Source organism: Corynebacterium sp. HMSC06D04 (genome assembly GCF_001807315.1).
GTDB classification, from domain to species: domain Bacteria; phylum Actinomycetota; class Actinomycetes; order Mycobacteriales; family Mycobacteriaceae; genus Corynebacterium; species Corynebacterium simulans.
In genome coordinates, this window is record NZ_KV788547.1 from 81,841 (window position 1) to 104,112 (window position 22,272).

Consider the following 22,272-nt stretch of genomic DNA (forward strand, 5'->3'; position numbering starts at 1 on the left):
TCTAATAAGGTGCGGTGCATGACTAGTCCGCACCGAGCACCGATTTCGCCCGATCCTAGGCAGCAAGCCTTTGCAATCCGTGGCCTTAACAAATCCTTCAATGGTTCTCCCGCCGTCCGCAATCTAGATCTCGACGTCCCGCGGGGTTCTATTTATGGCATCGTCGGCCCCAACGGTGCGGGCAAGACCACCATGCTGACCATGGCCTGCGGTCTTCTGCGCCCCGATAGCGGCGAGTCATTCGTTGCCGGTCACCGCGTGTGGCACGATCCAATCCCTGCGAAGGCATCGATGGGCTTGCTCATGGACGGCGCACCCGTATTCGACCGCCTCACCGGCGCCGAGTATCTCTACTACTTGGGCGCGCTACGCAAGCTCGACGAGGGGGAGGCACAGCGCCGTGCCGCCGAGCTCCTGCACGTGCTCGCGCTTGACGACGCCGCCTCCAAACGCATCGCCGACTATTCCGCCGGCATGACCAAGAAGATTCTGCTTGCCGGCGCAGTGCTCCATAATCCCGAGGTGCTCATCCTCGATGAGCCTCTTGAGGCAGTCGATCCAGTATCCGGCCGCCTCATCCAAAACGTGCTCGTGAACTTCGCTGCCCGGGGTGGCACCGTGGTGATTTCCTCCCACGTCATGTCCCTAGTCGAAGGACTTTGTACCTCCGTGGCAATCATTAATGATGGCCAAGTGCTTACCTCCGGCACCGTCGATGAGGTCCGCGGTGACAAGAGCCTCACTGACGTCTTCATTGAACTCGTCGGCGGCGCCGATCTCGATTCCAACGCCTTCCAGTGGTTGGGTAGAAACTAGGCCGTGATGGACACCAGCAAAACCCTCGTCAAGCTACACCGCACACTATGGAGCAGGACCTTCAAGGAAAACACCGCGCAGTGGATGATGGTGCTCCTCTTCGTCATCTATGGCCTGATTGGTCTCGCCAACACTGGGTTTATGGCCGGCTTAGATCTGAGCGAAGGCACGCGCAATGCTCACGCTCTCACCACAGTCAACCTCCTCGGCGTAGCGATGTACCTCATGCTCGCGATGATCATGCCCGCCGGTGAAAAGCAGCTTTACCCCGATACCTTGAAGGGCCTGCCGCTTTCTTTAGAAGAGGTCCGGCCCGCCATGCTGCGCATTTCTTTCCTTAACTCCCGCGTCTGGCTTTCTGCAGGTTTTAGCATCATCTGGGCAATCGTCGGTGCGATCATGCTCGTGAGCATCGGTGACTTCAATGTCATTGCAATACCCGCATTCGTGCTCGGCATGGCGCTTTCGTGGTTTATCACTATCTGTTTGTCGGAGTGCCTGATGAGCGTTGCCAGCAACGTGGTCAGCTTGGAAAGTGATCGCAGCAAGTTCATTGGCGGCATTCTCGGCACCGTATTGATGCTCTGCGTCATTCTCTTAAACGGCCAGATTGAAGATGCAGTGCCGCTCGGCACCATCGGCAAGTATGCCGCGTGGACGCCGTTTACCGCAGCGACCGGTTGGGCCACAGCGCTTGGCAATGGCTCTTACATGGAAGCACTCGCACAGCTTTTAATCGCAATTGTCACCGCAGTGGGGCTCTTCGCGGTCTGGCGGCACTTAATCAAAACAGAATTCGCCCAAAGCCAGCAGCACGCCCGGCCTGCGCCAGCCACAAAGACAAAGCAGCACGGCGTATCCCGCCTCCGCCTGATGGGCCTGGCTTATCGCAGTCCCGCCATGATGGAGTACTCGCGCTCGTTGCTTTATATCGTCCGCGATATGCGCCTAGTAAATACCTTGATTTTCTTGCCGGTGCTCGCAGGATTCTGTCTCTACCACATCTTTAACGGCAACTTGGCCGCCGGTTTAGGCGTGCTCGTGATGCTCGGTCTCATGGGCGGCCTACTCGGCGTCAACGACTATGGCTACGATGGCCCCTCCGGCTGGCTGAAGATGATGGCACCTTGTGCACCAAGCAAATTTCTGCTGGCCCGCCATCGCGCTCACCTGACGCCTTCTGCAGTTGTCATCCTCATTTGCGTCATCCTGGCGCTCATCATCAGCCCTGAATGCCTGAAGGTATTGGCCTTTGGTTGTGCTGCACTAGGAATGCTGCTTTCGGTCAGCGCCTGTTCACTAGCTTTGTCAGTTTATAACCCTTATCCAGTCTCTGCGCCGGGTACCAACGCGTGGACTGATAAGTCCGGCTACTCCGCACCCGCCTTTGTGGCCAGCCTCTTCGGACTCATCTTCGGCTGGATTGCAGTGGCCCCAGGTCTTGTTTGCCTAGGCATCGCCGTTACCCAAGACAAGGCTCCGTTGCTAGCAGTCGGCGTCATCTTGAGCCTTGCCGTACCGGCTATCGTGCACGCACTGGTGGCATATATCGCCGGCAAGCGAGTCAATGCTCGGATGCCGGAGATCTACGCCAAGGTCGACACCTGGGTCAGCTAGCCCACAAAGCGGTACCACTGCACAGAATTGGCCGGGAGGTGTAGCTCCGCGGAATTCGACGTGGAGTGCACCTTATGTGCCAAGTCATTGCCCGCGCCCTCATAGACGGCGTCGTCAGTGTTGAGCACCATCTCCCATGCGCCGTCGCGGGGCAGCCAGATGTGGTAATTCGGAAATGAGTTGCCCGAGAAATTGCACACGGCGAGCAGCGCCGAGCCATCGTTGCCGTAGCGCACGTAACCCAAGACGTTATTGTTCGAGTCATCAGCCTTGACCCACTGGAAACCATCCTGCGTGAAGTCCTGGGACCATAGGGCAGGGGTGTTCTTGTAGACGGCATTGATATCGCGCACCAAGCGCTTGATGCCGCGATGCCACTCACCGCCCCAGCCTTCGAGGTTGGCCCAGTCCACAGAGCTGGATTCGTTCCACTCCGCGACCTGGCCAAACTCTTGCCCCATAAACAGCAGGTTCTTGCCCGGATGCGAGAACATATATCCGTACAGCGCACGCAAGCCTGCGGCCTTGTTCCAATCGTCGCCAGGCATGCGCGTCCACAGCGAGCCCTTGCCATGAACCACCTCGTCGTGGCTAAACGGCAGCACGTAGCGTTCCGAATAGGCATAGACCATGGAGAAAGTCAGCTCGCCATGATGATGCTGGCGGTAGATGGGCTCATGTGTGAAGTACTCGAGGGTGTCATTCATCCAGCCCATATTCCACTTCAGGGAAAAGCCGAGGCCGCCCTCCGAGGTGGGAGCAGTAACGCCCGGCCAAGAGGTCGATTCCTCGGCGATGGTCAGCACGCCGGGATGCAGGCGCTGCAGGGTAGCGTTCGTCTCCTGCAAGAACTGTACCGCTTCCAGGTTTTCGCGTCCGCCGTACTGGTTGGGCAGCCAAACTTCACGGGAGTAGTCCAAGTAAAGCATCGAGGCCACCGCATCCACGCGCAGGCCGTCGACGTGGAATTCTTCGGCCCAATACAGCGCATTTGCTACCAAGAAGTTGCGCACCTCGTTGCGGCCAAAGTCAAAGACGTAGGTTCCCCAGTCGGCCTGCTCGCCGCGGCGGGGATCGGGGTGCTCGTAGAGTGCCTGGCCGTCAAAGCGGCCCAGTGCAAATTCGTCTTTGGGAAAGTGCGCCGGGACCCAGTCGATGAGGACGCCGATGCCGGCGTTATGCAGGGCGTCGATAAGCGCACGCAACTCATCCGGGCAGCCCCAGCGTGCCGACGGCGCGTAGTAGCCCGAGACCTGGTAGCCCCAAGAACCGCCGAAGGGGTGCTCGGCCACCGGAAGCAGCTCGACGTGGGTGAAGCCATGCTCGAGGACGTAATCGATGAGCTCAGCGCGCAGCCTGTTGTAGTCGGCGCCCTGCTTCCAGGAACCCACATGCAGCTCGTAGACGCTCATCGGCATATCGAGGTTGCCGTTACGAGCATCCATCCATGCGGAGTCATTCCACTCGTAATCGTTTGCCATGACTACCGAGACTGTCTCCGGCGGAGCAATCGTTTGCTTCGCCATCGGATCAGCCTTATCGATGCGCCGGCCGTCCGCGGTTTGAATCGCGAATTTATAGCGCTCGCCGGGGCCGATGCCGGGGACGAAGAGCTCCCAGACCCCGGTTGCGCCCAAACAGCGCATCGGCGACTGCGCGGGATTCCAGCCGTTGAAGTCGCCTACTACGGCAACGCCTTTGGCATTCGGCGCCCACACCGCAAACGAAACACCTTCAACCCGGCCCAAATGCGTGTCGTAGCTGTGCAGATTCGCGCCAAGTACCTCCCAAAGCCGCTCGTGGCGACCTTCCGAAATCAGGTGCAGATCGAAAGTGCTGGCAGTGGGCAAGAACCGGTAGCCGTCGGCCACCTCGACCGGAGCCTGGCCTGGGTAAGTCACCCGGAAACGGTAATCCTGCTCCTGGTCTAGTGCGCTCTCCCATAGGTCGTGGCCTACAGCATTCATCTCGTGCACGGCAGTTTCGGTGACCAGCTCCACCTTCTCGGCGCCGGGGCGACGAGTTAAAACCGTGCCGTCGTGCCAGCCATAAAAGTCATGTGGGGCATGGTGGCGACACTCGTTGAGGCGGGCGAGATCTGCTTCCGGAATGTTCATGTGTTCACGTTACCTAAATCGAAGGAGACAGGACTTAAGGTCGATAATCGTTGACGTCGCGCCAGGCAAGGCGGTCCAAGGAATGCGGGTCAGCCTGCGGCAGCACGAACAGATGGGCGACGTCGCGCATTGGTTCGAGTCGCACGAAGTTGCGGTTGGACCAGTTATAGGCGGCGCCGGTAATGGCATCGTGGACGGTGTAGACGTCACCGTCGGCTCTGCCGATCGCTTCCATTTCTACGGTAACGGTGGCTTCTTGGGCATTGCGCGGATCCAGGTTGATCACGGCCAGGATCACGTTGCCCGTCGCAGGATCTGCCTTGGAGTAGGCAATGATTTTTTCGTTATCGACGTCGTGGAATTTGAGGTTGCGCAGTTGCTGCAGCGCGGGGTTCTCACGGCGGATGAGATTGAGAAGGCGAATATAGGATTCCAGCGATGCGCCACGGGTAGCCGCCTCCTGGAAGTTGCGCGGGCGCAGCTCGTACTTCTCAGAGTCCATGTACTCCTCACTGCCCGGCGCCACGGCCTCGTGCTCATAAAGCTCATAGCCGGAGTACACGCCCCATAGCGGAGACAGAGTCGCGGCCAAAGCCGCGCGGATAGCGAACATGGCCCGCCCGCCGGTCTGCAAAGACTCGTGCAGGATGTCAGGCGTATTCACAAAGAGGTTGGGGCGGCAAATATCCGCCTGCTCCACGTGCATCTTGGCAAACTCGGTCAGCTCGCGCTTCGAGGTTTGCCAGGTGAAATAGGTATAGGACTGGGTAAAGCCTGCCTTCGCCAAGCCGAACAGCCGTGGCGCGCGGGTAAAGGCCTCCGCAAGGAAGATGACCTCCGGATGGGTCACGTGCACCTTGTCTATGAGCCAGGTCCAAAAGTTTGCCGGCTTGGTGTGCGGGTTATCCACGCGGAAGGTGGTTACGCCCGCCTCGATCCAGATCATCACGATGCGGAAGATCTCGTTGTAGATCGCGTCTGGGTCGTTGTCGAAGTTCAGGGGATAGATGTCCTGGTACTTTTTCGGCGGATTCTCCGCATAAGCGATGGTGCCGTCAGCCAAGACCGTGAAAAACTCTGGGTTCGTCTTGGCCCACGGATGATCCGGTGCGGCCTGGAGCGCCAGATCCAGCGCTACCTCGAGCCCCAGGTCCTGCGCGCGAGAAACCAGCTTTTTGAAATCGTCCATCGTGCCCAAGTCTGGGTGAGTGGTGGAATGATCTTGAATTGCCCACGGCGAGCCGACGTCGCCCGGTTCAGCCACCACCGAGTTGTTCTTGCCCTTGCGGTGAACCTTTCCGATGGGGTGAATCGGCGGGAAATACACTGTGTCGAAGCCCATGTCTGCGACTCGCTCCAACGCTTTGGCCGTGGTCTTGAAAGTGCCGTGGACTGGGTTGCCTTCTTCATCCCAACCGCCCGTAGAACGCGGGAAGAGCTCATACCAAGAGTTATAAAGCGCTTCTCGGCGCTCGACCAGTACCTCGTGGACCTCGCCTTCCACGAGCAAATCCCGCAAGGGGTGCGCATGCAGTTTCTTTGCCACGGCGTCGGAAAGCGCTGCCTCGACGCGCGAGGACAGGTCCAAAGACTCATTCGCTAGCGACTTAGCAACATCGGGCATTCCCGCCCGCTCAAAAAGCTCCGCGCCATGGAGGAGATCGTTGGAAAGCTCGGCGGCCGTCTGCCCCGCAGCCATCTTCTTTTCCACCGCATTGCGCCACGTTGCCATCGGGTCTGACCACGCATCGATACGGAAGAACCAGCGCCCACAGGTAAGCGGAGTAAACACACCATGCCTACGGTCAGGGTCAATTGGGTCTTGGTCCATGGTCACCGAGGAAACCGAAGGGGATTCGGTATTCCACACCGAAAGGGTTGCCGACACCGCATCATGGCCTTCCCGCCAGACCAACGCGGTTACCGGAACCACCTCATTAACCACGGCCTTAGTGGGAGAGAAGCTAGGACGGACATCATCGATGGCGAGGCGTGTAGTCATGCCCTTTAGAGTAGTGCAGCTGTGTCAGTTTCACCGGGCAACCAGAATTTCCGCAACAATATAGGACGTGAATGCTGTGAATAACGAAACAATGCCCGTAACTGACGAAGATTGGCTCATCGACTTCCGCGGCGTCGAGCTGCGCCGTGGCGGAAAAACCTTGGTGGGTCCAGTCGATTGGCAAGTAGAGCTCGACGAGCGTTGGGTCATCATCGGCCCAAACGGCGCCGGCAAGACCAGCTTGGTCCGCATTGCCTCTGCGGAAGAGTTTCCTTCTAAAGGAACTGCCTTTTTGATGGGCGAGCAGATCGGCAAGACCGACATGCGCGATTTGCGTGCCGCCATCGGCATTTCTTCCGCCGCAGTACAGCACCGCATTCCCGACGGCGAACGAGTCGACGACCTCGTTATCTCCGCCGGCTACGCAGTCCTGGGACGCTTCCGCGAGGAGTACCAAGACATGGACTTTAGCCGCGCCTTCGAAATCCTTGACCAGGTGGGCGCCCGCCACTTGGCCGAGCGCACCTGGGGAACCCTATCGGAGGGAGAAAAGAAGCGCGTCATCTTGGCACGTGCCCTTATGTCCAACCCTGAGCTACTCATCCTCGACGAGCCTTCCGCCGGCATGGACCTAGGAGGCCGCGAGGATCTCGTGGGCTACTTGGGCGAGCTGGCAATGGATGCCGATGCACCAGCAATCGTCATGATTACCCACCACGTCGAGGAAATCCCTTATGGATTTACCCATGCGATGATCCTCGATGAGGGTAAGGTCGTGGCGAAGGGACTAATCAATACGGTCCTTACCTCAGAAAACCTTACGCAGGCTTTCCACCAACCAATTCAGGTGGATCGAATCGGTGAACGTTACTTCGCTCGCCGCATACGCTAAACGGAACTTTGCATGACCCGACCCATTCACGAGCGCCTTGACGCGATCGACCACAGCGAAACCACCGGTTTTAACGGTGGACGCTTGGCCGCTACCGTCCTGCTGCTGCGCGACGGCCAAGAAGGGCTCGAGGTTTGGCTCCAGGAACGGGTCTCCACGATGCGCAATTACCCGGGGCACGCAGTGTTTCCGGGCGGGGGAGTAGACCCCCGCGATTTCCCGCCAAGAATGTGGAGTTCCGGCGATCTCTGGGCGGGCCGCTCCGTTATTTCCTTGGCCCGTCGCATGGGCGTTACCAAATACAAGACCCATGCCTTGGTCTTCGCCGCCATCCGAGAACTCTTCGAGGAATCCGGTACCTTGCTCGCCGTTCGCGATGACGGAATCGTCTCCGACGCCTCGCGCTATCACCGCGAACGCGTCATGCTGGAAACTCACGAGATTTCCTTTACCGAATTCCTCATGAACAACGGCATGCGCGCCGACGCCGACATGCTCATGCCGTGGTCTCGGTGGGCGGGCGAAGACTGCGGACAATGGTTCGATACCTTTTTCTTCATCGCCGTTCTACCGGAAGGCCAAGAGCCCGACGGCGATACCACGGAGGCAGACGACGCCGGATGGTTCCCGCCCCGCCTCGTCCTCGACGGGTGGCGCGCCGGGCTTGTCCGCTTGGCTCTTCCCACTTGGGCGCAAATGCTGCGCCTGAGCAATTACTCCACGGTGCGAGAAGCGCTTGACGACGCCTCTTTCTCCGACCTTCGCCCCATCATCGGCGACCCCGAGCACGACCCGCGCTACCGCGAATTCTTCAGCACTCAACCCGTAGACAGAATATGAGTTATACCCTCGCCGAGATCGACTTCTTAGTCCAGCACCAACCGGAGATAGCGGGCCTTGACCTTGAATTCAGCAAGGCTTCCCAATTAGGCGACGTCGCCAAGCTCCAGCAACAATTCGGTGAGCACGCCCGTGCCGTAGCCGAACTCATCAAAGCCCGAAACAGTAAAAAGCTGCCCAGCGACTGGCTTATGGACTCCGATTCCGTGCAGCAGGCCACCCCGCTCGAGGTAGCCAAACATCGTGCCGCTTTCTTGACAAGCCTGGGGGTCGAACTCGTCCACGATGTCACCTGTTCCATCGGTACCGAAGGGGCTGCGTGGGCTCCAGGAAAATATGTAGGCTCTGACCTGGACCGTTCGCGCATCAAGATGGCGCAGCACAACACCCCGCATCCCTTCTTCTGCGCAGACGCTTTGACGCAGAGCTCAACGGCACCCGTTATCATCGCCGATCCAGCGCGCCGAAGCGGCGGCAAACGCATTACCGATCCCGCAAAGCTCCTGCCGCCGTTGCCCGATCTTCTGGCGGCACACGAGTGCGAACTCGCCGTCAAGTGTGCCCCCGGCCTCGACTTTTCAGATTGGCAAGGTTTGGTATCCGTCGCCAGCGTCGACGGCAACGTCAAAGAGGCCTGCCTGTATACACCTGGTCTGGGCGTTGGCCGCAGCGCAGTCATGATCAAAGGTGGAAAGGCTGATGTTCTCTCCAGCACCGACTTCGACGAGGCCGACCTGCCCGAAGCCGGCGACATTGGCACCTACATCATGGACCCAGACGGCGCGGTTGTACGCGCGGGGCTTGTGCGCCACTACGCCAAGCGCGAAGGCCTCCATCAGCTGGACCCGCGCATCGCTTACCTGACAGGGCAACGCATCCCGGCAGGCACGTCCGGATTTGAATTCATCGAGGCGGTGCCAGTCAAGAAACTCAAAGCCGCACTGCAGTCACACGATGCTGGCTCCCTCGAGATACTGGTCCGCGGTCTAGACGTCGACCCCGATCAGCTGCGGAAGAAGCTTAAGCTCAAGGGAAGCCGTTCCATGGCCGTCATCATGACACGCATCGGAACTAAGGGAATCGCGTTGCTGTGCGGACCACGAGTAGTATCGTCCGAGGATAATTACGCAACATAAATCTATCGGAAAGGGAAGTGTCCAATGCCCGCAATCGTGGCTCTGGTCAAACACGTACCGGATACCTGGTCCACCAAGTCCCTCGAGGAAGACCACACCCTCGACCGCACGAGCGTCGACAACGTCATCGACGAGGTCAACGAGTATTCCGTCGAGCAGGCACTGCGCATCAAGGAAGCAAACCCAGACTTCCGCGTCGTCGCAGTGACCATGGGCCCTGCCGGCGCTGACGAAGCTTTGCGCAAGGCCCTCGCGATGGGCGCAGACGACGCAGTACACGTGCTTGACGACGCCCTTTCCGGCGCCGATGCACTCTCTACCGCCTGGACGCTCAACGCGGCCATCAACACCATCGAGGACGTCCAGATCATCACCCTGGGCAACTACTCCTCGGATGCTTCCACCGGCCTGCTGGCTGGCCTGCTCGCTGAGTACCGCCAGCTCCCGGCGATGACCGAGCTGAAGTCCCTGAGCCTCGAGGGCGGCGTCCTGCGCGGTGTGCGCGAGGACGCTCACGGCCACTGGGAGCTGGAGGCAGCCCTGCCAGCCATCGTCACCTTCACCGATAAGGCCGATAAGCCGCGCTTCCCGAACTTCAAGGGACTCATGGCGGCCAAGAAGGCCGAGATCACCACCCTCGACGTGGCCTCCCTTGGCATCGATGCCGTGGCACCAACCACCACGGTGACAGCCGCCGCCCAGCGTCCTGCCCGCACCGCGGGTGAGGTCATCACCGAGCCGAATCCGCAGGAAGCCGCAAAGCAGATTGCCGACTTCCTCGCCGCGAAGAACCTTATCTAGGAGCCGAAATGTCTCACGTATACGTACTTGTAGAGCACGAAGATAACGCCCTTAGCCCTGTTACCGGTGAGCTGATTACCGCAGCGCGTGCGCTGGGTACCGTTTCCGCAGTCGTCGTCGGCAAGCAAGCAGATGCCTTCGATTCCGAGCTGGCAGCCCTGGGCGCCGCACAGATCGTGCAGGCAAGCGCTGAGGACTACGAGCGCCGCATCATCCTGCCCGAGGTCGATGCCCTGCACGCCCTCGCCGCCGCGAACCCAGCCCCAATCGTGCTAGCTGCGACCCCGACCAACAACGAGATTGCCGGCCGCCTTTCCGCGCGTCTGGCTTCCGGCGCCCTCGTCAACGTCGACGAGATTAACGCCGATGGCTCCGCACACCTGACCATCTTCGGCGGTTCCTACGAGACCACTGCTACAGCGTCTGGCGCGAGCCCGATCTACACCCTGCGCCCAGGCGCAATCGCCGCGGATCCGCAGCCGGTAGCCGTCGCTCCGGCGCCGATGCCCCTGCCGGCCGCAACTGCCAAGGACGTCACCGTCACCTCCTTTACCCCACATGAGAAGTCTGCTCGTCCGGAGCTGACTGCCGCGAAGGTAGTTGTCTCTGGTGGCCGCGGCGTCGACGACAACTTCTCCACCATCGTGGAGCCGCTTGCCGACGCCCTCGGCGGTGCCGTCGGTGCCACCCGCGATGCAGTCGATCAGGGCTTCTACGACCCAGCACACCAGGTGGGCCAGACCGGCGTCACGGTTTCCCCGGATTTGTACATCGCGCTTGGCATCTCCGGTGCTATCCAGCACACCTCCGGCATGCAGACCTCCGGCACCATCGTTGTGGTTAACCAGGATCAGGACGAGCCTTTCTTCCAGATCGCTGACCTCGGCGTCGTCGGTGACGTCCATGAGATTTCCCCGGCTTTGGTCGCTGAGCTGGAGTCCCGTAAGTAATGTCGCACTACTTTGACTATGCGGCTACTCAGCCGATGCGCCAGGTGGCCATCGATGCGTGGGTGGCCGCCTCTGGCGCGGTAAACTCCGGCGCGCAGTATGCCTCTGGCCGAAAAGCCCGTTCCGTGCTTGACGACGCCCGCGAGAAAGTCGCGGAAATTCTTGGCTGCGAGCCGATCGAGGTTATCTTCACCTCTTCCGGCACCGAAGCCGACAACATCGCCATCCAAGGCTTGTACCGTCTGGGCACCACCAACCGCGTGGTTTCGACTCCTATCGAGCACCCAGCCGTGCGCGATAGCGTTGCCCAGCTGCCGGATGCACAGGTCGATCTTCTGCCCGTCGATCGTTATTCCCACGTCAGCGACTTCTCCGCGCTAGATACGCCTGCCGACGTTGCCACCTGCATGTGGGCAAACAACGAGACCGGTGCCATCCAGCCAGTTGCCGAGATCGTGCGCCGCGCAACTTTAGTTGGCACCCCCGTTCACATCGACGCAGTGCAGGTCACAGGCAAGCTGCCCATCGACTTCCACGAGCTCGGTGCTACCACGCTCGCGGCGAGCGCCCACAAGTTCGGCGGCCCACGTGGCATCGGCTTGCTGCTTGCAAAACGCAGCCCAGCCCCGCAGCCCATCGCTTTCGGAGGCGGCCAGGAGCGCGGCATCCGCCCGGGCACCGTGGACGTCGCCAGTGCCTCTGCTCTTGCGGCAGCGCTCGAGGAGTCTGTTTCCGAGATCGATTCCGAGACCAAGCGCGTCGGTGCGCTGCGTGACCAACTGCGTGCCGGCATTCTCTCCAGCATCGACAACGTCATCCTCAATTGCGAGGAACCTATGTTGGCTTCGCACCTGCATGTGTCCTTCCCCGGCACCGATGGCGACAGCCTCATCATGTTGCTCGATTCCTTGGGCATCGAGGCCTCGACCGGCAGCGCCTGCCACTCGGGCGTCAACCGCATGTCGCACGTCCTTGAGGCGATGAATGTGTCCGACTCTGATGGAATCGGTTCGCTGCGTTTTACCCTTGGTAGGAACACAACGCCTGCCGACGTCGAGTACGTCCTGGCGCAGCTTCCCGACGTCGTCAAGCGCGCCCGCAGCGTATAAGTACCGACCTCCCAGGTACTTAACAGCCTATTTGGCCAGCGCAGGCCTATGATTTAGGAGTGAATTTCCTCCTTGGCCTGCCGCTGGCCGAACCCGTAAATGGGGCGATATATGCGGTCATCGTGGTTCTTTCCGCGATAGTTGTTGCATGGGCGCGCAAGATTGTGCCTGTTGTTTTGGCTTTGTTTATATCGGTTGGTGCCTGGTATTTCCTCCAGCATTGGGATATCCCTGCTCATGTCTTCGTCGCCTCTGGTATCTGCCTCGCCGCACTGCTGCGTAAGCCGAAACTTTCCGCGACGCTCGCGGGCATCGCATCACTCGTTGCGGTCGTCGGGCTAGTCAACCTCGAGTACCAGACCTATCCCACGGTCGGTTCCCTCGATCCGCGACCGGTGGCCCAAACTATTCCCGCCTCCGAACTAGCCTCGCACGCGGGCAATTCTGCCGGTCTGGTTCATCTCGACTTACCAAGCCAGGGATTCAAAGCCCGCGAAGCTATTGCCTATTTGCCGCCGGCCTATTGGAGCGGAAAGCGCCTGCCGGTGCTCGTATTGCTCCATGGCAATCCCGGTGGCCCAACCCAGTGGTTTGGATCTGGCGAAGCCGCACAGACCGCCGATGAATTTCAGAAGGCAAACGGGGGAGTATCGCCCATCGTCGTAGCAGTTGATGCCACCGGTTCTGAAACCGCCAACCCTGTTTGCGCGGACTCTCAATCCACCAAGGTAATGACCTATCTGACCAAAGACGTTCCAGCCCAGATCAAAAAGCAATTGCGCGTTGACGAAGACCAGTCGCATTGGACGCTCGGCGGCCTTTCCTACGGCGGTACCTGTACTTTGCAGGTCGCCACCAACCATCCCGAGGCCTTCGGAACTTATTTGGACTTCTCCGGTGAGGCGGAGCCGACCATCGGCAAGCATGCCGATACCGTCCAGAAATTCTTTGGCGGAAATGAGCAAGCCTTCCAGGCGCAAAATCCGGCCTTCTTGCTGAAGAAAAATCGCTATCCCGGGCTCAGTGTCGTCTTCTTTGCAGGCGACAAGGACAAGCCCGCGATTGCTGCTCAAAACCAACTTGCTGAGCTCGTTCGCGGGGCAGGCGGAAAGACTTATGTCGGTGCTCTAAGCGGTGGCCACTCCTTCGGGGTGTGGCGCCCAGCACTGCGTCAATCCTTCGCTTTTGCTGCGCGCCGCGGGGGACTTACAGCCGTCCATGACCCATTCCGTGGAATTGAGGACAACGATGTTCATGCTTAAGCGATTTCCCGTAACTTTGCTCTTGATTGTGCTCATGTGGGTTCTCCACTTCGTGGACAATGATTGGGTTGAGGCAACCGGTTTGACCACCGTCACAATTGGCGGATCCGTCGTTGTAACCTTCTTCGCCATTCTTTTCGGTGGCCCTGCCGAGCGGGTCTTGGGCAGCAGGAAATACCTCGTCGTTGGCCTTTTCCTTCAGCTTCTTTCGTTACCGATTGCCTTTTTCATCGCGCGAGGCGTCGAAGTATCGGGCCTGAACCGATGGGGCGACGATCTCCTCAACAGCTACCTCTTTACACCAATCGGCTGGATTTTCGGCTCTGCGATGTATGCCTCCGCGAAGATGCCGCGCCTGTGGAAGCGCCGTTTTCGGGTTATCATCCTCGTTCTTGCGTTCACGAACGTCTTTTATGCCGGCTCGATGGCCGACATCTTGGGACTTACTGCCGCGGTATTCGGCCTCTTTTTAGGCCTGTGGCGTCATCCGCGGGAGACCGCAAAGCCCTCGTTGCGCGAGCGGCGCGTGCTCGTAGCTTTCATCCTCATCGCGGTTGCCATTAGCCCGGTGCTGGTTGCTATCAATCCAATCGCCGAAGGCCCATTTTCCCTTCTCACCGAGCTGATGTGGGGGCCTGCGCTTTCCGACGTCGCGGTTGCGGTTCTCTGCACTCTCGACGAAACGTCCAGGGACTGTATATCCGCGGCTGACGTCGCACGCATGCATGGTGTCGGTCCCTTGCTTGCCAACCTCATGCCGCTGCTTATCCAACTTGTATTGTGTTTCGGGCTCGTGCGTGGCCGCCATGCTGCGTGGGTACTTTCGTGCCTCATCCAAGTTGCTTCCTTGGCCTTCCTGCTCGTTCAGCTGTGGGACCTAGACCAAGACGGTTTCTTCATCTACGGGCTTAACCTGTTTGAAGCCCTGTTGCCCTGGTTGTTCTGCCTCGCTGTGCTCATGTACTCCCGCCGGCTCTTCCAAGTTCGTGAAGCGCCGCAGATTATTAAAAAGCACGCGGCTTGGCTGGGCGGGGTATTCCTTATTTGTTCTGCCACCTGGTTGCTTTCTACCTTGTTGTTGAAGTCTGCCTTTGTGGGCGGGGCGTCGCTAAGCGCAGCGTTGGCGGAGTGGCCGTTGCGCTTCTTGCCTGTAGTAATAACGCTCGTCTCTCCCCATGAATTGGTGCCGGCAAGTGGATTTGGCTGGTTTGTCTATTCGTGGGTCGGCAACGTGTGGTGGCTGTGCGTCATTTGGGCGCTGTGGCGGTGCTTCTCCGCGCCCTCGGACCCGCAACGGGAATCGGACCGCTCGCGGGCACGGGAAATCCTGCAGCGCCGAACTGGCGATCACCTATCCTTCATGACCTTGTGGGAGGGAAACAGATATTTCTTCGCTGGCGATTCCTTCGTGGCATATCGCGCTTCCAATGGCGTTGCTTTGACATTGGGTGGACCGGTTGGCGATGACATCTCTCGCGAGTTCGAGGAGTTCGTCAAATCTCAGGGACTAACTCCTGCGTGGTATTCGGTGGCAAGCGATTTCGCGGTTTCTCATCCTGGATTGAAGCGGCTTCAGGTCGCGGACGAGGCGGTGTTGAGCTGTGAAAACACGGAGTTCAAGGGCAAGAAGTTCCAGAATATCCGCACCGCGCGAAATAAGGCAGCAAAAGAAGGCGTGAGAACCGTGTGGACCACGTGGGATCAACTCGATGTTGCTGTTGCCGCCGCTTTGGTCACGCTAAGCGAAGAATGGGTCGGCGAGAAGGCCCTTCCGGAGATGGGCTTTACTCTGGGAGGTATCGACGAGATGCAGGTTTCAGGTACTCGTCTCCTTTTGGCTCTAGACGATGATGGTCTGGTGCACGGCATGACCAGCTGGCTGCCGGTGCGGCGTGATGGGCAGTTGGTGGGCTACACCCTCGATGTGATGCGCCGTAATGAGCGAGGTTTCAAAGGGGTCATGGAGCTGTTGATTTCTGAGGCACTGGTTATCGCGGCGGGTGAGGGCTGTGAATGGATTTCGCTTTCGGGCGCTCCGTTGGCAGGGACGACCGAAAATCCTTCGACCTTAGATTCACTGCTGATGAAACTCGGCGAGCAGATGGAACCGCTTTACGGCTTTCGGTCTTTAGCCGCAAGCAAGCGCAAGTTCCAGCCGGAGGAGCACAAGTGGTTCCTGTGTTATGAGGATGAGTTATCCCTCCCAGCGATTGGCCTCGCGGTGGTCCATGCTTACCTTCCGAATCTGAAGGCCACCGAGGCGCTTAAGGCACTTCGTCATTCAAACACTTAGCGTGCGCCTCCCTTCGCCGGGATTCAATGGCTTGGGCAAACGTTTGTACCCAGTTGCGCTTCTTGGGCGCTAGCGGGCCGGTCGGTTCGTCATACTCCCAGTGCCCATCGTCGAAGAGCCAGACGATGTCCCCGGTGAGTGGGTCCATGATGTAGTTGGCTCGGCCATCGGTCTTGATGTTGTGATGGTGCTGGCAGAGGCTCGCGAGATTCGAGCCTGCGGTTGGTCCGCCTTCGGCAAAGTTGATGCGGTGATCCTTCTGGCAGTCCTGCGCGGGTCTGTCGCAGTGTGGCATGCGGCAAGTGCCATCGCGGCCTTCGATGAAAGCGCCGATGGTAGAAGGTGTGGTGTAGCTAGGGCTCTCCGCGGTAGCGGCCTTGGCCATGTCACGTACGACCTTTGGCTCGAAGGAATCTGCGATCTCGGGAGAGACCCAGCCGGCACCCTGGATGAAAGCGGGTGCATTGGGAATATCCGAGGCGCGGTACATATTCAGGATGACGATGGTCTCGGAGTTAGCCTCTCCACGGATGAGTTTTTCGAGCGCTTCTGCCGGAGTTATCTCCAGTTTCTCGGCGGTGTCCTTTATGCGTTGGTCGAGCTCATAGGCAGTTGCTGGTTCGTATTCGGCGCTAATGGCTTCTTTTCCACCGGGCACAGGGTAAGTGGAGTAGGAGTTGTTGGCTTCTTCCTCGCCTTTTTCAGGATCTATTTCTGGGGCGAGGAGTTTGATGAGGTCATGGATAAAGGTGCGGATGGCACGGCTAGAAGGCAAGACTTCTGCTGGGCTGGTGGGTGTGAAGAACTCACAAAGGGCTTCGTCGACGCGTTGGAGAATCTCGGGAGTGGGTGCGCCTAGCTTGTTAAGGGCGGAGTCGATAGTGCACAGGCGTGTCATATCGAGGAAGTAGGAATCGAGCTGCATCGTACGCAGGCGTGGAAGTTCGCGTAGGCGATAGAGCGCGAAGGCGATGTTTTTAGTTTTGGTTTTCCCAAGGCCGGTATGTGTGGCCAAACTATGGATAACTAGTTCGATGTCTGAATCGAGATCAGGGAGGCTATTTTCCCATTGTTTGAACTCGAGCTTACGGATGTTGCGGGCTGAGGTTGCTAATGTGCTGGAAGGGTCATTTACAAGGTAATATGCTTCCAATTTTCCATACCCCCGTTGGAATAAACTGCCTTGAAATCTTCATGCCCTCATTATATCCAGCCCACCGAACCCAATCAACAGAAAATCGAAAATATGTACGAATGATAAGGGAAGAGAAAACTGGGCAAAAATAAAAGCAAAGATACGCGTGTTACTAAAGGGGATTGTGTTGTTTCGTCGGTACAGTAGCGCGCATGACTTCATCTAAGGGAATGCGCAAGGCTATCGTCGCCGTTGTTGGTTCTGTGGCGCTTGCTGTCGCAGGCACGATGACAGCCGGCGCCTGGACCTCCGGTGCGACCACGGGTATCGATATTGCAAACCATCAGCACCCGGGCGGGGCTCCGATCAACTGGGGCGAAGTAAAGTCCGACGGCCAGTCCTTTGCTTTCGTTAAGGCAACCGAGGGCTCCGACTGGACGAATCCCCACTTTATCACCGACTCGAACGCTGCCGCAGCGAACGGCCTGAAGGTTGGTGCTTACCACTACGCACGCCCGGCGTCGTCAGCCACGCGCCAGGCGGCGCATTTTGCTGCACAGCTTGCGCTGGTTCCGAATCAAACGCTGCCGCCCGTGCTCGATATTGAGGTTGATGAAGGTCTTTCTTCGGCGCAGCTCGAGCAGTGGATCCGTGATTTCACCACGGAGCTACGCACGCTAACCGGCCGTACCCCGATGATCTATACCTATAAGTACTTCTGGATGGGGCAGATGGGGAACACCACGGAGTTCTCCGACATGCCGCTATGGCTCGCGGCCTACCAGGATGAGGCGCCGGATCCAGTCGGTGGCTGGAATAAGATTTCGTTCTGGCAGCGCTCCGGCTCTGGCCGCGTCAACGGCATCACCGGTCCGGTCGATATGAACGTCTTTAACGGCAACGAGGGTCAGCTGGATTCCTTCAGCAACGGCAACTACCTGGACATCGGTGGCATCCTCGAGGGGCTTGTGCTTGGCGACGACGCGCCAGACCTGAGCTCCAACAGCGCACCGCTGATCGGCGCGATCCTCGCATTGGCAGCAGGTATCATTGCGAGCCCGCAGCTTATCGATGCCGCGCAGCAGGCAGGTTTGGACGGAAACGCAGCACGTGTATTTACCGACTTTGTCAAGCAGCTAACCCAGAACGGTAACCTGCCGATTGAGGACCTGGTTGGCATGGCCTCCGGTGACTTCACCGTCGGTGACCTTGCAATCCTTCTAGACAACGCCGGCCACGTTGCCACCGCCAACGGTGCCAACCCGAACCAGGTCGAGCAAGCACAGGACGCTGTTAATCAGCTCGCGCAGTAGCGCCTTGCATGAAGTTCGCGGTCCACGCCTCGTGCTTATAGTGGGCGGGGACAGCGCCGGATAGCAGTGATTTTGCCAGTTGTGCGGCTTCCACGGAGCCGGCAGCTGGCATTTCGCGATCTGAGGCGAGAAGAACGATGTTGCCGTAACGCCGTCCCTTGAGCATCGGGGGATCCGCGATTACGGCCACGTGCTCGAATACCTCCTTCATTCCGGCCAATTCCGACTTTGCGATTTTGAGATCTCGGTGATCTCCGCAATTGGCAACGTAGAGTCCTCCAGGCACCAAGGCGCGGTGGACCGATTGAAAGAACTCGCGGGTAGTAAGCGGATGTGGGGTCTTGTCGCCAGCGAAGACATCGCGAATAATGACGTCGCGGCTAGCGGGTGCGAAGCCATCGGTGACCGCGCGAGCTTCGCCGGCGCGGATTTTGACGGTGGGGGAACGGGGGACGTCGAAAAGCGTGCGTACTAATTCGCCGAGCTTGGCATCGAGTTCCACTACGGTATGGCGGGACTTGGGCCAAATGCTGGCGAAATAGCGAGGGAGCGAGCAGCCTGCACCACCCAGATGTGTCATGCGGAGGGCATCGGGTGCCACTGGCAGAAGCGTTTCGACTGCGGCGGCAATCCAGCGCATGTATTCAAACTCGAGGATTTCCGGTGCGCCCAACACGATGTGGCTTGAAGGTACTCCATTGACCATAAGTGTGTATCCGCTATCGTGGTACTCGTCCGCCACCACCTCCGCGGTGCCCGTAGAAATTTCGTAGGTGCCAACGAGATCGTCCTTTTTGCGCATGCATTTAAGCTTAATGGGTTGGAAGAGTAAGCTTGGCCGCCGAAGAAAAGGAGTTTAAGTGCGAGTTCTCGTAGCGATGTCAGGCGGAGTCGATTCTTCTGTGGCCGCAGCCCGCGCCGTGGAAGCAGGCCACGATGTGGTGGGAGTGCATTTGGCACTGCATAAAGACGCACAACAAACCCGCGAAAAGGCCAGGGGTTGCTGTTCCTTGGAGGACTCTGCAGACGCGCGTCGCATCTGTGACAAGCTGGGTATTCCTTTCTACGTTTGGGATTTTTCCGAGCAGTTTAAGGATGAGGTCATCGGGGACTTCGTGGATTCTTATGCCCGCGGCGAGACTCCGAATCCGTGCCTGCGCTGCAACGAGAAGATCAAGTTCCGCGCGCTACTCCAAAAAGGTATAGCGTTGGGCTTCGATGCCGTAGCGACGGGCCATTACGCCACGCTTGACGACGCTGGCTATATGCGCCGTTCCAAGGATGAAAACAAGGATCAATCCTATGTTTTGGGCGTTATTTCCGCGGAGGAGCTAGAGCATTGCTATTTCCCGATCGGCGATACCCCAAAGCCGCAGATTCGCGAGGAAGCGGCCCGTCATGGCTTTTCCACGGCCAAAAAGCCTGACTCCTATGACATTTGCTTTATTCCGGATGGCAATACGCAGGCATTTTTGGGCTCGCGAATCGGGCTGCGTCCCGGCATGGTCGTGGACCAGGAGGGCCAGGAGCTCAAACAACATGACGGTGCATGGAACTACACCATCGGTCAGCGCAAGGGCCTTGACATCAAGGAGCCTACGGCGGATGGTCGCCCGCGCTATGTCACCGACATCGATGCAGCGAGCGGCACTGTGACCGTGGGTTCGCGCGAGGACTTGGCGGTGACGAGGATTCAGGCAGATCGCCTGAAGTATCTGCACCCGGCCATGGACGGCGAGCTGGAATGCGAGGTTCAGGTTCGCGCGCACGGATCGGTTGTTCCCTGCAAGGCGTTTGTGGACCGCGATGGCGACAAGATGACGCTGGAGCTAAAAGAACCGCTCTCCGGTGTGGCACGCGGCCAAGCCGCAGTGCTGTACCTGCCAAGCCCCGATGAGCTGGGGGATATCGTCCTCGGTTCCGGCACCATCTGCGGGACGGCATAGTGACGGGATTTTCGCTGGGTCCGATGCGTGGGGTTTCCATGACGGAGGCCGCCGACATCGTGATGGGCGAGTCTGGACATCTGCCGGCGATTCCGCAGCTTTCCGAGCGCGGGCTTGGTGCGGATGCCGTGGGTTCTACGGCCGCGCTTTTAGAAGCGGTCAACGTTGACCGCGGCCCACGCGGGTGGCAGATGACCCAGCGCCCACAGCTGATGATGCGACGCACATGGGATCTATGGGAGCGTGACTTGGACGCCATCCAAGAGGTATGGGGCGAGTCTGTTCCCGTCTTAAAGATGCAGGTTTTGGGGCCGTGGAGCTTAGCAGCGGCGGTAGAGCTTGCGAATGGGCACCGCGTGCTTTCCGACGCCGGTGCTACCCGCGATCTGCATGAAGCCCTGCAGATGGGCATCGCGGATCACGTGAAGAAGCTGGTGCGTCGCTTCCACGGTGAGGTGCGGGTGCAGGTGGACGAGCCGTTACTTGGCGACGTCTTCGCCGGCAAGGTTCCCGGTACCACCGACTTTGACGAGATTCGCGCGATCCCAGCGGAAGTTGCTCGGGAGAAGCTCAAGGAGCTGGGCGCGGATTACCTAGTTGCGGGGCCGCACTGGGAAATCGCCGATGCCGCGGAAACATTCGTGACTGACTTCGTTGGGCTCGACACGGCAAAGAACATCGATGGTCTTGGCGAGTTCTTAAGCGAAGGCAAGCGAATCGGTTTCGCAATTGCAGGCGTCGATGCGCGGGCAGAAGCAGTGGCTGTGGCCCGGCACTTTGACCGCATGGGAATGCCACGTGAGCTGCTGGTGGATGCGGTAGACGTGGTGCCAAGGGAGGCGTCGGCAAGCACGCTGCGCTCGGCTGTGGAGACGGCGGGCATGTTGGTGCGCGACGCCGGTGATCTATAGCTAGTCGACCCTGCCGAGCTTGTCGGTGGAGTTGAAGAAGCGCTCCATGTAGGGGATGACGAATTGCAGCTCGCCGTGGGCGGCGGGCTCGATGAGGTCGGCGTCGATAAGCCTTTGGCGCGTTGCCGAAAGCGAGCGGACCGTGCGGCCTTGGCTTTCTGCAATCTCCGTAATCGTGGCGATGCCATCAACGGAAGCGCTAGACATCGAGTCAAGGAACTGGCGCTGAGCAGGAGGCAGCGAGGACGCGGCGGGCAAATGCACTTGGGTGCACAGGATGGAAATGGCTTCGTCGGCAATGCTGTCTACATCTGAAGCTTCAATCTGGGTTTCGTCGCGTGCGTTTGCGCGCTCCCAAGCCAAGGAACCCACCAGCTGCACGAGGTATGGGTAGCCCTTCGACAGCTCGACGGCCTTGCTGATAGCCTCCGATGAGAAATTAAGGCCCGAGTCAGCTGCGGTGGCAGTAAAGGCTTCGGTGGCGTTGCCTGCAGAAAGCGGACCCAGAACGAATCTTTGGGCACGGCGCAAGAAAGTAACGCCGGGGAGATCGAGTAGGCGGTTGACGCCTTGCGGCAATCCAGCGGCGACAAAGGAAATGTCGAGCTCATCGCGCAGGAGATCCTGGTAGGCCACTGCGATAGAAGTGAGGTCTTCTACTGAGGCGTCTTGCACTTCGTCGATGCTGAGCAGAATTCCGACTCCTGAGAGTTCGGCGAGGAGATCGCGGAGGCGGGTATTTAGCGTGGGCTTATAAGGCTCATCCGTGTTGTGCTCCAGGCCGATTGAGCCGACCCCGCCGATGCCGATGCGGTTGATTTTCCGTTTATCTCGGGGCGCGAGTTGCTCGATCAACCGCGGAATGGTGGTCTCGACGAGCTCCTCGACCATGTTGGTGCGCCCAGAAGCTCGAATACATATCCAGCCTTGTGCTTTCGCAGAATCCTCCAGTTCATTGAGCAGAACTGTCTTTCCGATACCGCGTGCACCGCTGACGATCATCGTGCGAGCGGAGGCGCCGGCTGGGGACTGCAGGGCATTGCGGAATGCATCGAGCACAGCAGTGCGGCCCACCCAATAAAGAGGCGGGACTCCGAAGGTGGGGCGGAAAGGATTACTGCGGGTGCTCATA

Annotated in this window: 18 protein-coding genes; 13 read left to right on the forward strand and 5 right to left on the reverse strand. The window is 59.0% G+C overall.

The window, feature by feature from the left end:
- Positions 1–18 precede the first annotated feature (18 nt).
- Together HMPREF3155_RS06220 and HMPREF3155_RS06225 are read left to right on the forward strand one after the other, a co-directional pair.
- Positions 19–816, forward strand: a complete 798-nt coding sequence (locus tag HMPREF3155_RS06220; protein WP_070432855.1) for an ABC transporter ATP-binding protein — start codon at positions 19–21, stop codon at positions 814–816.
- Positions 817–822: 6 nt separating this feature from the next.
- The gene (locus HMPREF3155_RS06225; RefSeq protein ID WP_070432856.1) at positions 823–2,433 is read left to right on the forward strand and encodes a hypothetical protein; all 1,611 of its coding nucleotides are present in this window, start codon (positions 823–825) and stop codon (positions 2,431–2,433) included.
- Here the strand turns inward: HMPREF3155_RS06225 and glgB are convergent.
- On the reverse strand, positions 2,430–4,550 hold the full coding sequence (glgB, locus tag HMPREF3155_RS06230) for a 1,4-alpha-glucan branching protein GlgB (RefSeq protein WP_070432857.1): 2,121 nt from the start codon (positions 4,548–4,550) through the stop codon (positions 2,430–2,432). The genes HMPREF3155_RS06225 and glgB overlap by 4 nt on opposite strands.
- Positions 4,551–4,584: 34 nt before the next feature.
- Complete coding sequence (locus HMPREF3155_RS06235) at positions 4,585–6,552, reverse strand: maltotransferase domain-containing protein (RefSeq protein WP_061922015.1); 1,968 nt, start codon at positions 6,550–6,552, stop codon at positions 4,585–4,587.
- A 91-nt stretch (positions 6,553–6,643) separates the two neighbouring features.
- Between HMPREF3155_RS06235 and HMPREF3155_RS06240 the strand changes: the two genes are divergently transcribed.
- The 8 genes from HMPREF3155_RS06240 to HMPREF3155_RS06275 are packed head-to-tail and all read left to right on the forward strand — an operon-like array spanning position 6,644 to position 15,835.
- Positions 6,644–7,444, forward strand: coding sequence for an ABC transporter ATP-binding protein (locus HMPREF3155_RS06240; RefSeq protein ID WP_061922018.1), 801 nt, complete (start codon positions 6,644–6,646; stop codon positions 7,442–7,444).
- Positions 7,445–7,456: 12 nt separating this feature from the next.
- The gene (locus tag HMPREF3155_RS06245) at positions 7,457–8,284 is read left to right on the forward strand and encodes an NUDIX hydrolase (RefSeq protein WP_061922022.1); all 828 of its coding nucleotides are present in this window, start codon (positions 7,457–7,459) and stop codon (positions 8,282–8,284) included.
- Positions 8,281–9,420, forward strand: coding sequence for a THUMP-like domain-containing protein (locus HMPREF3155_RS06250; protein ID WP_061922025.1), 1,140 nt, complete (start codon positions 8,281–8,283; stop codon positions 9,418–9,420). The genes HMPREF3155_RS06245 and HMPREF3155_RS06250 overlap by 4 nt, the downstream gene beginning before the upstream one ends.
- 24 nt (positions 9,421–9,444) lie before the next feature.
- On the forward strand, positions 9,445–10,221 hold the full coding sequence (locus HMPREF3155_RS06255) for an electron transfer flavoprotein subunit beta/FixA family protein (protein WP_061922028.1): 777 nt from the start codon (positions 9,445–9,447) through the stop codon (positions 10,219–10,221).
- 8 nt (positions 10,222–10,229) lie between these two features.
- On the forward strand, positions 10,230–11,171 hold the full coding sequence (locus tag HMPREF3155_RS06260; RefSeq protein ID WP_061922031.1) for an electron transfer flavoprotein subunit alpha/FixB family protein: 942 nt from the start codon (positions 10,230–10,232) through the stop codon (positions 11,169–11,171).
- Positions 11,171–12,280: a cysteine desulfurase family protein gene (locus HMPREF3155_RS06265; protein WP_061922034.1), complete on the forward strand. Its 1,110-nt coding sequence runs from the start codon at positions 11,171–11,173 to the stop codon at positions 12,278–12,280. Before HMPREF3155_RS06260 ends, HMPREF3155_RS06265 begins: the two co-directional genes overlap by 1 nt.
- A 59-nt stretch (positions 12,281–12,339) precedes the next feature.
- A complete protein-coding gene (locus tag HMPREF3155_RS06270) occupies positions 12,340–13,542 on the forward strand; it encodes an alpha/beta hydrolase (RefSeq protein ID WP_070432858.1) in 1,203 nt (400 codons plus the stop codon).
- A complete protein-coding gene (locus tag HMPREF3155_RS06275) occupies positions 13,535–15,835 on the forward strand; it encodes a bifunctional lysylphosphatidylglycerol flippase/synthetase MprF (protein ID WP_246817704.1) in 2,301 nt (766 codons plus the stop codon). The genes HMPREF3155_RS06270 and HMPREF3155_RS06275 overlap by 8 nt, the downstream gene beginning before the upstream one ends.
- Here HMPREF3155_RS06275 and HMPREF3155_RS06280 read toward each other — a convergent pair.
- Entirely contained in the window at positions 15,807–16,988 is a 1,182-nt protein-coding gene (locus HMPREF3155_RS06280; protein ID WP_070432860.1) for an HNH endonuclease signature motif containing protein, read from the reverse strand. The genes HMPREF3155_RS06275 and HMPREF3155_RS06280 overlap by 29 nt on opposite strands.
- Positions 16,989–17,182: 194 nt before the next feature.
- On the opposite strand from HMPREF3155_RS06280, the gene HMPREF3155_RS06285 reads away from it, so the two are divergent.
- Positions 17,183–18,283 (forward strand): glycoside hydrolase family 25 protein, encoded by a 1,101-nt coding sequence (locus HMPREF3155_RS06285; protein ID WP_070432861.1) that lies wholly within the window; start codon positions 17,183–17,185, stop codon positions 18,281–18,283.
- Here HMPREF3155_RS06285 and HMPREF3155_RS06290 read toward each other — a convergent pair.
- Complete coding sequence (locus HMPREF3155_RS06290) at positions 18,264–19,085, reverse strand: spermidine synthase (protein ID WP_070432862.1); 822 nt, start codon at positions 19,083–19,085, stop codon at positions 18,264–18,266. The genes HMPREF3155_RS06285 and HMPREF3155_RS06290 overlap by 20 nt on opposite strands.
- A 58-nt stretch (positions 19,086–19,143) precedes the next feature.
- Between HMPREF3155_RS06290 and mnmA the strand changes: the two genes are divergently transcribed.
- Entirely contained in the window at positions 19,144–20,229 is a 1,086-nt protein-coding gene (gene mnmA / locus HMPREF3155_RS06295) for a tRNA 2-thiouridine(34) synthase MnmA (protein WP_070432863.1), read from the forward strand.
- Entirely contained in the window at positions 20,229–21,140 is a 912-nt protein-coding gene (locus tag HMPREF3155_RS06300) for a uroporphyrinogen decarboxylase/cobalamine-independent methonine synthase family protein (RefSeq protein ID WP_083281268.1), read from the forward strand. Before mnmA ends, HMPREF3155_RS06300 begins: the two co-directional genes overlap by 1 nt.
- On the opposite strand, the gene HMPREF3155_RS06305 is transcribed toward HMPREF3155_RS06300, so the two are convergent.
- Positions 21,141–22,271 (reverse strand): ATP-binding protein, encoded by a 1,131-nt coding sequence (locus HMPREF3155_RS06305; RefSeq protein ID WP_070432864.1) that lies wholly within the window; start codon positions 22,269–22,271, stop codon positions 21,141–21,143.
- Between the last annotated feature and the right edge of the window lies 1 nt (position 22,272).